The 11,862-nt window shown below is 65.0% G+C and carries 10 protein-coding genes; 3 read left to right on the top strand and 7 right to left on the bottom strand.

All coding sequences use genetic code 11. The features are described from left to right. Window positions 1-440: 440 nt before the first annotated feature. Entirely contained in the window at window positions 441-749 is a 309-nt protein-coding gene (locus GV035_RS10605; protein ID WP_159834878.1) for a hypothetical protein, read from the bottom strand. Window positions 750-816: 67 nt separating this feature from the next. Next, the gene (locus GV035_RS10600; protein WP_159834877.1) at window positions 817-1,830 is read right to left on the bottom strand and encodes a zinc-dependent alcohol dehydrogenase family protein; all 1,014 of its coding nucleotides are present in this window, start codon (window positions 1,828-1,830) and stop codon (window positions 817-819) included. Window positions 1,831-2,299: 469 nt separating this feature from the next. Here GV035_RS10600 and GV035_RS10595 point away from each other — a divergent pair, with 469 nt between their 5' ends. Both GV035_RS10595 and GV035_RS10590 read left to right on the top strand, forming a co-directional pair. Beyond that, on the top strand, window positions 2,300-3,373 hold the full coding sequence (locus GV035_RS10595) for a lipopolysaccharide biosynthesis protein (RefSeq protein ID WP_159834876.1): 1,074 nt from the start codon (window positions 2,300-2,302) through the stop codon (window positions 3,371-3,373). A gap of 208 nt (window positions 3,374-3,581) precedes the next feature. Continuing rightward, window positions 3,582-5,156, top strand: a complete 1,575-nt coding sequence (locus tag GV035_RS10590; RefSeq protein WP_159834875.1) for a catalase — start codon at window positions 3,582-3,584, stop codon at window positions 5,154-5,156. 75 nt (window positions 5,157-5,231) lie between these two features. On the opposite strand, the gene GV035_RS10585 is transcribed toward GV035_RS10590, so the two are convergent. After that, window positions 5,232-5,561 (bottom strand): GlpM family protein, encoded by a 330-nt coding sequence (locus GV035_RS10585; RefSeq protein ID WP_159834874.1) that lies wholly within the window; start codon window positions 5,559-5,561, stop codon window positions 5,232-5,234. A gap of 79 nt (window positions 5,562-5,640) precedes the next feature. Then, complete coding sequence (locus GV035_RS10580) at window positions 5,641-6,801, bottom strand: GGDEF domain-containing protein (protein ID WP_159834873.1); 1,161 nt, start codon at window positions 6,799-6,801, stop codon at window positions 5,641-5,643. Between the two features lie 149 nt (window positions 6,802-6,950). Between GV035_RS10580 and GV035_RS10575 the strand changes: the two genes are divergently transcribed. Continuing rightward, window positions 6,951-7,868 (top strand): LysR family transcriptional regulator, encoded by a 918-nt coding sequence (locus GV035_RS10575; protein WP_159834872.1) that lies wholly within the window; start codon window positions 6,951-6,953, stop codon window positions 7,866-7,868. Between the two features lie 6 nt (window positions 7,869-7,874). Here the strand turns inward: GV035_RS10575 and GV035_RS10570 are convergent, their stop codons facing one another. The 3 genes from GV035_RS10570 to GV035_RS10560 all read right to left on the bottom strand — a co-directional run bounded on the left by GV035_RS10570 (window position 7,875) and on the right by GV035_RS10560 (window position 11,860). Further along, the gene (locus GV035_RS10570) at window positions 7,875-8,573 is read right to left on the bottom strand and encodes a sterol desaturase family protein (protein ID WP_159834871.1); all 699 of its coding nucleotides are present in this window, start codon (window positions 8,571-8,573) and stop codon (window positions 7,875-7,877) included. Between the two features lie 72 nt (window positions 8,574-8,645). Continuing rightward, window positions 8,646-10,022, bottom strand: a complete 1,377-nt coding sequence (locus GV035_RS10565; protein ID WP_159834870.1) for an MFS transporter — start codon at window positions 10,020-10,022, stop codon at window positions 8,646-8,648. Between the two features lie 98 nt (window positions 10,023-10,120). Then, complete coding sequence (locus GV035_RS10560; RefSeq protein ID WP_159834869.1) at window positions 10,121-11,860, bottom strand: GMC family oxidoreductase; 1,740 nt, start codon at window positions 11,858-11,860, stop codon at window positions 10,121-10,123. Window positions 11,861-11,862 lie beyond the last annotated feature (2 nt).

Genomic DNA, 11,862 nt, shown 5'->3' with positions numbered 1-11,862 from the left:
GCGCATGAAAAGGAGTTGCTGGTTGTACGCGTCGAGCAGCTTCGGGTCCATTGAGGGTCGGCGTGCGGCGTGAGCCGGATTGAATCGGCAGGTGTATGCATCCTAGCGAGTAAATTCGTCTCGAAAAATGGCTCTGATCGGTTTTATTGTTGCCAGCGAGCGGACATGTATGTGAAATCGGATTTGTCCTACCGGCTTGCCCGGTGTGGTTCCTTCTGAGCCGAGACACTCGGGTGCGACGTACGCGCCGTATGGCTTATTGGCCGTTCACGATCGCATCGGCCGCCTGCTCGGAACAGCGGCGTTGTCTGCGTGGTATGCGGGTTCGGCACGCTGAGCGTGCCGCTGTGATTGCCGCTATCGGCAATGCGGTTGGCGTCGCCTGTGATGTAGACAAACGAGCAGTGACTCGCGACCAACGCAACCACACCTGCCCCCCCCTACTTCCCACCCACTCCCGACGCCCCCGCCTGCTTGCGCTGCAGCGCCGCTTCATCGCGCTTCAGTTCCGCCGGCGGCGTGCCGGTCTGCGTCGCGGCGCCCTGGCCGCCCTGCGGGCTCGCGCCTTGCCCGCTCTGTCCCGACTGCCCGCCGCGCACGCCGGCGCCCTCGTTGCGCTGCTGATTGCCCGGCGTCGCCTGCGCGAGAAGAAGCGAGGCGCCGCCCGTATCGCTGGCATAGGCGGGCGTCGCGGCAATGGCCGCAGCCGCGAAGACGAAGCCCAATGCCGCTTTGTACTTGCCAGTCATACCTTTCTCCTTCGATTGTCTCGCCCGCAACGCTGCAATGCGCGTGCCACGCGCGGCATCGAGGCCGCTACCACTCGACGCAGATCTTCCCGAAATGCGCCGCGCTCTGTTGATGCCGGAACGCATCCGGCAGCGCGTCGAAGTCGAAAGTCCGGTCGATCACGGGGCGCACGCCGCTTTGCTCCAGCGCGCGCACGTAGTCCTGCTGTTGCCGCCGGTTGCCCACGATCAATCCCTGCAACCGCGCCTGCCGCGCCATCAGCAGCGAGGTTGGCACCGTGCCTTCGCGGCCCGTCAGCACGCCGATCAACGAGATATGTCCGCCCACGCGCACGGCCTCGATCGACTGCGCGAGCGTGCCCGGCCCGCCCACTTCGATCACGTGATCGACGCCGCGTCCGCCCGTCGCTTCGCGCACCTGCGCGGCCCATTTCTCGTGGGTGCGGTAGTTCACGACATGATCCGCGCCGAGCGCCTTCGCGCGGTCGAGTTTCTGGTCGGACGAAGACGTGACGATGACCCGCGCGCCCATCATCGTCGCGATCTGCAACGCCGCGATCGACACGCCGCCGGTGCCGAGCGCGAGCACGGTGTCGCCCGCCTTCAGCGCGCCGTCCACGACGAGCGCGCGCCATGCGGTGAGGCCCGCCGTCGTGACGGTCGCCGCTTCGGCGTGGCTCCAGCCGCGCGGCGCGTGCGTGAAGGCGCTCGCCGCGCGCACGACGTGCATCGCCGCCATGCCGTCGATGCCGTCGCCCGGCGTCCCCGCGAAGTTGCCGACTTCCGGCTGCGGCAGGCCGTCGAGCCATTGCGGGAAGAAACAGGAGACGACATGATCGCCCGCCGCGAACTCGGTGACGCCCTCGCCGACCGCTTCGACGACGCCCGCGCCGTCCGCCATCGGCACGCGGCCATCGGCGGTCGGGCTCTTGCCGCTCACCACGAGCAGGTCATGGAAATTGAGCGATGTCGCGTGTATCGCGACGCGAATCTGTCCCGGCCCCGGCTCGCCCGGATCGGCGATGTCGCGTATTTCGAGCTTGTCGAGTCCGCCCGGCGCGCGGACGACGAATGCTTTCATGGATATCTCCTTGGCCGCGCTGCGGCAGTATCGGCGGCGCGCGAAGCGAGCGCGGCACCGGAACGCCGCATGACGCAACTCGCGGACCCGCTGCTTCAAGGGCGCGCTTCCTGCACGCCGATAACGCAGCTTTTGCCGACAAGTAAGTCCTACCGTCAAGCCGAAAAACTCCCGGTAATTCTTTAGACGAAAGCTAAAGTCGATCTCGAGCAAGTCGTTAAACAAGCAAGAAAAGAAACACCTGCTTACACAACGGTAACTTCTTCCCGCACAAATCCAGTGCAAACGTTTGCATGACCGTGCGTGTCTCCCCTCGAGTCGTTCGAATAAAGCACTACCCGCCCGCAGGGTTACGCGGGACCGCAGGCCGTTGCCGACCCGCCCGATCGCTGGCGCTCCGGACAGCACGCCTTTTCGATGATGCACGCATGTCCATCAGTTGTACTTACGATACTAACCAACAAAAATCATGATCCAGACCACCACACGACGTCTCTTCGCGCACAAGGCGAACCTCGCCGCCGCCATCGCCACGGGTTTGCTGCTTGCCGCTTGTGGCGGTGGCAGCGCCGCCGACACCGCCCTCGATACGGCAGCCGCCGCCAAGGCCGCGACCGTGCCTGGCAGCATCTTCTATGGCATCAACGGCCATAACAACGAAGGCGGCGCGTACGACATCTCGACGCCCACGCTTCAGCTTCAGCAGGTGAAAGACCTCGGCGCCACGATCTACCGCAACGAGGTGTACAACCTGGGCTCGGCGAACAAGCTGGCCGGTATCGCGAAGACGGCAGCCGCTGCGGGCGTGACGGTTTATCCTGTGTTGCTCATCGGTGTCGGCAGCTTCACGAATGAAACGGACGCCTATAACGCGGGCTTCACGCTGGGCCAGCAGACCGCGACGGCTTACAAGTATCCGTACTATGAAGTCAGCAACGAGCTCGACAGCAGCCTCTTGACCGGCAATGTCGACGGCGTGTATCCGCAGCAGTTCGTCACCGCGAAGTTCCAGATCGCACGCGGCATCGTGCGCGGCATGATCGCGGGCATCAAGTCGGTGGATACGAACGGCAAGATCATCATCGGCGGCGGCGCGTGGATGCACTACGGCTTTGACCAGATGCTGTGGAACGGCACGCAGCCGGATGGCACGTCGGGTTATCCGAAGGTCACGTGGGACATCACCGCATGGCACTGGTATTCGGATCAGGGCGACATCACGCACGCTTGCGGCGGCACCGGCTGTCACGACATCCTCGCGACGCTGCAACAGTTCGGCAAGCCGATCTGGATCAACGAGTTTGGCGTGCGGCCGTGGCTGGGCACTGATGCGCAGATCGCGTCGTATCTCGTGGGCAGCAAGATGATGGCGCAGTTCGTCTCGGTGGCTTCCAAATACAACATCCAGTCGATCCAGGCGTATCAGCTGTACGACGATCCCGTGGGCGGCGAAGGCAATTATGGTCTCTTGAAGAACGACGGCTCGACCATCAAGGCGGCCTACACCTCGTTCAAGAGCTTCGTCGCGGCAAACCCGAAGTAAGCGGCACGCGGGCAGATCGACGTGGCGGTCTGCCCGCCTCAAGTCATCGACGAATGCTGGACGCGAAGGCGCTTAAGATTGATGCGCGTCGTCGTGAAAGCGCACGGTCGAACGGTATGCGCGTTGCTACGACGAAACGAGCCGGCGAAACACATGCCGCCGGCTCGACAACTCAACTGTGACTCTGGCACAGAGCAAGGAGCGCGCTATGAGCGACAAGGCATTTCTCACCACGCGACAGGGACACCCTGTTCCCGACAATCAAAGCCTGCGCACCGTCGGCGAACGCGGCCCGGCGACGCTGGAAAATTATCCGTTCATCGAAAAGATTACGCACTTCGATCGGGAACGCATTCCCGAGCGCGTCGTGCATGCACGCGGCACGGCCGCTCACGGCTACTTCGAAGCGTATGGCAAGATCGGCAACGAGCCGGCTTCCAAGTACACGCGCGCGAAGGTGCTGACGCAAACCGGCGTCAAAACACCCGTTTTCCTGCGCTTTTCCACCGTGATCGGCGGCAAGGAGTCGCCCGAGACGGCACGCGATCCGCGCGGCTTCGCCATCAAGTTTTATACGGAAGACGGCAACTGGGATCTCGTCGGCAACAACCTGAAGATTTTCTTTATCCGCGATGCGATCAAGTTCCCCGACATGATCCACGCGTTCAAGCCCGATCCGGTGTCGAACCGGCAAGAGCCGTGGCGCTTCTACGACTTCATCGCGCATCATCCGGAATCGCTGCACATGGTCACGTGGGTCAAGAGTCCGTGGGGCATTCCCGCCGACTACCGGCACATGCAGGGATCGAGCGTCAACACGTACAAGCTCGTCAACGATCAGGGCGAAGCGGTGCTCGTCAAGTTCTCGTTCGAGCCGAAGGCCGGCGTCAAGAACCTGACCTCGCAGCAGGCGTCCGAGATTCAGGCGAAGGACGTGGGACACGCCACGCGCGACCTCTACGACGCGATCGAACGCGGCGACTATCCCGAGTGGGAAATGTGCGTGCAGATCATGTCCGATGACGACCATCCCGAACTCGACTTCGATCCGCTCGACGACACCAAACGCTGGCCCGAGGACACGTTTCCGCTGATGCCGGTCGGACGGCTCGTGCTCGACCAGAACCCGAAGAACGTGTTCGCCGAAACGGAGCAGTCCGCGTTCGGCACGGGCGTGCTGGTGGACGGCATCGACTTTTCCGACGACAAGATGCTGCAAGGACGCACGCTCTCGTATTCGGATACCCAGCGGTATCGCGTCGGACCGAACTATCTGCAATTGCCGGTCAATGCGCCGAAGAACGGCGCGCGCACCAATCAGCGCGACGGGCAAATGGCGCATTACGTCGATCAGGCGGGCGAGAACCCGCACGTCAACTATGAGCCGAGCATGATGGGTGGCCTTAACGAAGCGCCGAAGAAAGAGCACGACTACCACCAATGGGTCGAAGGGCATCTCGGACGCTATCAAACGTCGCGCACGCAGGACGATTACAAGCAGGCCGGCGAGCGGTATCGCACGTTCGAGGACTGGGAGCGCGACGACCTCATCGCCAATCTGGTCGAGGACATGAAGGCGTGCCCGAAGCCTGTCGCATTGCGCATGGTGTGGCATTTCTGGCATTGCGATCCCGACTACGGGACGCGCGTCGCGCAGGGCGCAGGCATCGATCTGGAAGAGGCGAAGAGGCTGCCGCCGCTGGAAGGCAAGCCGGCGCCGGGTCAGGCGCGCGAAACGCCGACCTATACGACTAGCGAGACGGAAGAAGAAGCGGCGCGTTGATCCATGAGTGGTCTGGGGCGGTCGCCCAGTGCTTCCTTGCACTGGGCGCAGGCGCCTCGGGCCGACTGCGCGCGGCTAGAAGAAGCGCGGCGCGAGGAAGATCGTCAGCGCCGCGACGAGCCACGCGGCCAGTCCGCCGATGATCGCCAGCCGGTAGTCCACGACATGCACGAGGACGTAGCACGTACCCAGAAACACGAGATAGGCGGGAATGGTGCGCGCGCCGGAGAGACATGCGGTCCTGAAACCGCCGGCGTCGCCCTTGGCGCCTACCGCGAGCAGCGCGATGATCGCGAACGTAGGCGCAAGCGGCAGGATGCCGGGAAGCACGTTGCCCCGTTTAGATGCCATCGCGATCAAAGCCGTCACAAGGCCGCCGAGGATGCCTTTCCACAAAACGTCCATCGAAATTCCGTTGATGCAGGTGCGAAGCGGGGATTATAGGGACTTCCGCTGAAGAACCTCCACGCAACCCGCACCCTCATCACGCCGCGACTGCGCATTCTGCCAGCCGGCCCACTTCCACGCGGTTCCCGCCGCCCGCCTTCGCGGCATACAGCGCCCGGTCTGCCGCGCCGAGCACATCGGCGAGCGCGCTCGCAGGCGTGCCCGACTGCGCGAGCCCGATGCTGACCGTCGCGCGAAGTTCCGCGCCGTTCGCACCGCGAGACGTCGCCGCGGCGAAGCGTTCGACGACATGCTGCGCGAGCTCTTTCGCGCGACCGCTATGCGGCCCGGCGAGCACCGCCGCGAACTCCTCGCCGCCGATGCGCGCGAGGATCGCATCCGGCCCGAGCACCGTTCGCGCGATGTTCGCGAACGACTTCAGCACTTCGTCGCCGGCCTGATGGCCGTATCGGTCATTGATCGTCTTGAAGTGGTCCAGGTCGATGGCAAGCACCGACACCTCGCGCCCGGCAGCCGTGCGCCCGCCTTCCTCGAAGAATGAGCGGCGATTGCCGAGTCCCGTCAGATAGTCCGTCTGCGATTGCTGTAGAAGCTGCGCGTGCGCCTCGTCGCGGACGAGCCGAAGCAGCGTCATCGGCAGAAGGACGGAGTAGAGCACGCCCTCGTACATCGTGATCTTCGCGATCATCATGAGAAGCGGCGTGCCGAGCGCCGCCATCCACGGCAGAATGCAGGCGCGCGCGGCATAGAGCAGCGCATGCGCGCCGCACACGATCAGCGTGATGCGCCGCGCCTGTCCCCAGTGCATCCGGTCGCTGCGCAGCAGCTCGCGCGAGGTCATCGCGGCGACGGCGGCGATGGAAAGCGCGCTCGCATAGCTCCACACGGTTTCCTGCCCGCGCACGCCGCCGATCGCCCACGCGAGCGCCTGCACCGCAAGCAGGCCAATCGAGAATGCGCGATAGCGCCGCCCGCTCAACGCCGCGACGCCGTGCAGGATCAGCAGATACCCCGCTTCGATGACGAGGTTGCTCAACGCCGAGCCCCACACGCCGGGCACGGCGTGTCTGAACGACGCCGCCGCGCAGCCGATCGCGAGCGTGCCGTACCCCGCCGCGAGAATCTTCAGTTCCCGGCTGCGCCCGGCGTTCGTGTGATGCTCCCAGAACGTCATCCCGCAACTGACGAGAAGCGTTCCGATCGCTAGAGCGTAGAGGGTGATGAGGTCGACATGCATGCGCTCGCTTGCCTGATATCTGCTGGATACGACGATTTCATACGTGGAGTTAACGGCCGCGGTGCCGATTGCTGAAGGGCGCGGAACCGTTGAGCGCCACGCGGCGGTACCATGTCCGTTTCGCCGCACGGCTGTCGCACGGCTGTCATATGGAACTGAAGCAGATCCAGTATTTCATCGCGCTATTCGAGGAAGGCACCGTCACGCGGGCGGCCAAGCGCCTCAATATCGCACAGCCTGCACTCAGCATGCAGATCGCGAAGCTCGAAACGGAGCTGCGGCAGATGCTTTTCGAGCGCGGGCCGCACGGCATGGCGCCGACCGAAGCCGCGCGCCTCATGTACCGGCTCTACACGCCGATCATGCGCGACATCGATCATGCGCGCGAGCATCTGAGCCGGCGCGATGTCATCGTGACGGGGCGCGTGTCGCTCGGCATGGTGTCGTCGGAAGCGCAAAGCGTGCTGCCGGAATCGCTCGCGCGGTTCGACGCGCTCTATCCGCAAGTGGAAGTATCGGTCGCCGATGGCTTCAGCGCGCAACTCATCGACGCGGTGGAATCCGGCCGGCTCGATGCGGCGATCATCAACAAGCCGCGCGGCCGGCTCACGCTCGATGTCGAGCCGTTGCTGGTCGAAGAAATGGTGCTCGTGACGAGCGCGGCGCACGGGCCGGATTTGCCGGAGACGATCGACCTCGTCGCGCAGTCCGATATCGAACTCGTGCTGCCGACGCGGCGCAACGGCCTGCGCGGGGCGCTGGACGCCGCGCTCATGGCAGCCGATGTCGTCATCAAGCCGAAGTTCGAGATTGATCTCCTCAGCACGATCGTGCAGTTCGTCGAGCAGACGCACGTCGCGACCATCCTGCCGCGCGTCGTCGTGCAGTCGAAGGTGGACGAAGGGCGGCTGCGCGCCCGCACCATCGGCTCGCCGCCGATCGTGCGTCACATCATTCAGGTCACGCATCCGAAGCGGCCCATCGGGCCGGCGGCAGAGGCGCTGATCGCGATCATCACGGAAGAAATCCGGCGCGTGACCACGGGCGCGCCGGCTCCATCCGCATGACGTGAATCAGCCGCGGCGCGATGTCGTTGGCACCGTGCGCGGCGCATCGCTGCGCGTGCCGAAAAGCGTGTCGCAGATCGGGAACGTGAGATTGAAGTTCTGCGTCGCCATCTGTTCGGGATCGTGATGCGTCACATGGAGGCGGCGCACCGTGTTGATGAAGGGCACGCGGTCGAGAAACGGGCTGTCCGTCACGTGCGAAAGCGTGTGCAGCCCTTCGTACATGAGGTAATACGCAGCCATCGTCAGGAGTGCGATATACCCTGCGTTGCGCGAGAACACGAAGCCGATCAGCAACGCGAGCGGCGCGGCGGCGAGCACGAATGCCACGGGCGCGAACGGCGGAAACAGCAGCGCGCGCCAGTGCTTGTGCCCCTTGTATTCCAGCGTCACATGCGTGAAGAAGCGATGATGCACCGCGCAGTGGCGCTTGTAGATCATGCTGAAGTACTTCGTGGGACGATGCAGCACGTAGCGATGCGCGGCCCATTCCGCCCAGTTACCGAACAGAAAGAGCGGCACGACGGCGAGCCATTCCGCGAACGTCGGCGCGTGAAGCTGCGCCGCGCAATACACGATTACCGCCGTCGTGAACACGAGCGTGAAGCCCAAATGCATCTCTCCGCGATACCACCACGGCGTCGCTTGAACGTATTCGTCGCGAAACTTGTAGGACCGCGCGCGAACATCGTCGTCATATCTCATGATGAGCGTCTCCTGTTTTTCTGTCGGACGATGCGGGCGCGTTCATCGCGCGCCCGCCGGTGACTGCGTGTGTCAGGACGGCTTGCGCGCCGCGCCGTTTTCGAGCTTGCCGAGCGTCTCCGGCACCACGAACGCGCCGACGAGGAAGATCACGCTGATGGCGCCGACGAAGATCGCGAGCGTCGACGGCAACTGGCTCGCGTCCTTCGCGACGAGCGAAACGAAGGTCGGCATCATTCCGCCGATGGCGAAGCCGATGTTCCACGACAGGCCGGTGCCGGTCGCGCGGATCGCGGTCGGGAAGCGTTCGTTCAGGAAGATGAGAATCGGCGCATAGCCCGCGCTGCCGAGCGCGGAAAGCAGCACCGCGTACACGCCGATCATCGTGATGCTTTGCGCCGTCGGCAACAGCAGGAACAGTCCGGGCAGCGCGACCAGACGGATCAGGCCGATCCACACGAACGCGCTCTTGCGTCCGATGAACGTGGACAGATGCCCCGCGGCGACCGATGCCGCCACCACCGCGACGCTGCAGATCATCAGGATCGCGGCGGCGGCGCCGTTCGGCGCATGGCTCACGACCTTGAGAAAGGTCGGCAGGTAGCCCGAGGTGAGGTAATAGCCGCTGCCGCCGCCGATGGTGAGCAGCAGGTTCACGAACAGCACGCCGCGATAGTCACGCGAAAAGAGCGTGCGAACGGGCGAGCGCACCACTTCGACCGGCGCGGTCTTGATCTGTGCCGCCGCCTTGGCCGCTTTCTCCGCCGCGAGCTTCTTCCAGAGCGGCGATTCCTCGAGGCTGTTGAACACGAACAGACCGAGCACCGAACTCAGAATGCCGGTGAAGAACATGCAGCGCCAGCCCCAGGCATCGAACAGCTCGCCGGGAAAGAGCGACGACATCGCCAGATAAGTGAGCGATGCGAGCAACGCGCCAAGACCCGCGCCGCCGCCGCCGATCAGCCCCGACACCGCGCCGCGATACTTCGGCGCGACCGATTCCGTGCCGATCGTATGCGTCGATGCCACCACGCCGCCGACGAACACGCCCTGCACGAGACGCAGCAGCAGGAAAAGAATCGGCGCGACGAGGCCGGCCTGCGCGACCGTCGGCAGCACGCCGAAGGCCGCCGTCGAAATACCGACGCCCACCACGGCGAAGATCATCGCGCCCTTGCGCCCGTGGCGGTCCGCGTATGAGCCAAAGAGCGCGGAGCCGAGCGGACGCATGAGCAGCGTCACCGCGAACGACGCATACACCGCCGCGAGCGACAGCATCGCGTGCTCGGACGGGAAGAAGAGACGCCCGACTACCGGCGCCACGTACAACAACACGAAGAGGTCGAACAGATCGAGCGCCCAGCCCATGCACGAGGCCAGCACCGCGCCCATGATCTGCCGCTGATTCACCGGAAGCGCGGCGGCCCCGTCTTGTGCAGCTACGGACATGTGTATCTCCTAGTTTGTCACCGGGCCGTCTCTCGATCGCCCCCGTGTCGCAGGCACGTTTGTTATTTGCGTGCTCTTGTCGAGGTTGAAAAAAATCGTTAGTGGGCGGCGGCGAGCGGCGGTGAACCCGAGATGCTGAGTTCGGCACGCCCGCGCCGCGCCGCGACCATCGCGTCGGCGATCTTCTCGGCGATCATGATGGTCGGAATGTTCGTATTGGCCGAGGGCAGCTTCGGCATGAGCGACGCATCGACCACGCGCAGGCCGCGCGCGCCGTGCACGCGCCCTTGCGCGTCGGTGACGGCATCGCGGTCCTGCGCGCCGCCCATGCGGCAGGTGCCGCTCGCGTGCCACACGCCGAACACGTTCGCGCGAATGAAGTCCGCGAGCGCGCGATCATCGGCGAGGAGCGCGCCCATCTTCAGGCCGCGCGTGAAGAAGCGTTCGATCATCATCCGGCGCAGCGGCGCGGGCGTGTCGAGCAGCAGCCCAAGCGCGGACGTCAAAAGCGCGTTGCCCTCGCCGACACGGCTCAACGCCTTCACGCGCGGCGAAAACGCGGCCGGAAAGAAGTCGCGTCCATCGCGGCCGAGACCCGACGCTTCCACGATGCGCGCCAGCATTCGCACGCCGACAGCGAGCCGCTCGACATCGCGTTCGTCGTCGAGCAGATTGAGATCGACGCGCGGCGCGGCGGCAGCATCGGGCGATATCAGTTGCACACGGCCGCGCGAATACGGCCGGTTGCACCACAGGAAGAACAGCCCGAGGCGGTTGCCGAGCGCATGCCATGCGGCGCGCGTCGCGCTCGACAGATACAGGTCCGACTCGTCACAGCCCGCGACGCCCGAACTCAGGCGCGCGGCCATCATGCTCGCGCGGCGGCGCGTGAGGGCCATGCGAAAGCGCGGCTCGAGAAAATGACAGAACGTGAGCGACGGATGATCCTGCAGATTGCGTCCGACGCCCGGCAGATCCACCGCGCACGCGATGCCGAGCGCCGCCAGTTCGCGCGCATCGCCGATACCGGCGCGCATCAGAAGCGCAGGCGATTGCAGCGCGCCCGCGCTCAGCACGACTTCGTCGGCATCGATTCGCATGCGCTCGCCGTTTTCGGCCACCGCGATCACGCCGTGCGCCGCCGCGCCGTCCATCAGAATGCGCTCAACGCGCAGCTTCGAATACACCGTGAGATTGGGACGCTTGCGCGTGGCTTCGTCCAGATAGGCGATGGCCGTGGACACGCGCTTGTCGTCCTCGTTCGAGAACGCGCCGGGAAAGAAGCCGTCGCCGAACTCGCCGTTCTGGTCTTTGAGCTCCGCGACGCCCTGCGCCCGCAGGCCCTTCGCGAACGCATGGCAGAACGCCGGCCAGTCCTTCGGCATGATGCGGCGGATCGGCACCGGGCCGTCGCCGCCGTGCAGCTCGCCGCCGGGAAAGTCGAGGTCGCGTTCCAGCTTGCGAAAGTACGGCAGCACGTCGCGCCACGCCCAGCCGTCGGCGCCGGTCGCCGCCCAATCGTCGTAGTCGCGCGGCAATCCGCGATTGGCCGACTGCACGTTGATGCTCGACCCGCCGCCCATCACCCGGCCCTGCTCGTACACGCGCGGCGCGGCGTCCTTCGTGGCCTTCGCCTTCAGGTCCGGCCAGATGTACGTGTCGCCGCAGAACACCGGCATCGGGTAGCTGTCGAGAATGGCTTCCGGCACCGCGCCCGGCGGCGTGTCCGCGCCCGCTTCGATCAGCGCGACGTTAAGCGACGGCAACGCCGACAGCCGATGCGCGAGCACGCATCCCGCCGAACCGCCGCCCACGATCACGTAATCGAAGCGTCTCATGT

The organism is Burkholderia sp. 8Y (assembly GCF_902506145.1).
Lineage (GTDB): Bacteria > Pseudomonadota > Gammaproteobacteria > Burkholderiales > Burkholderiaceae > Caballeronia.
The sequence above is the reverse complement of the archived record's forward strand: the minus strand, read 5'-3'. Positions and strand labels throughout refer to the sequence as shown.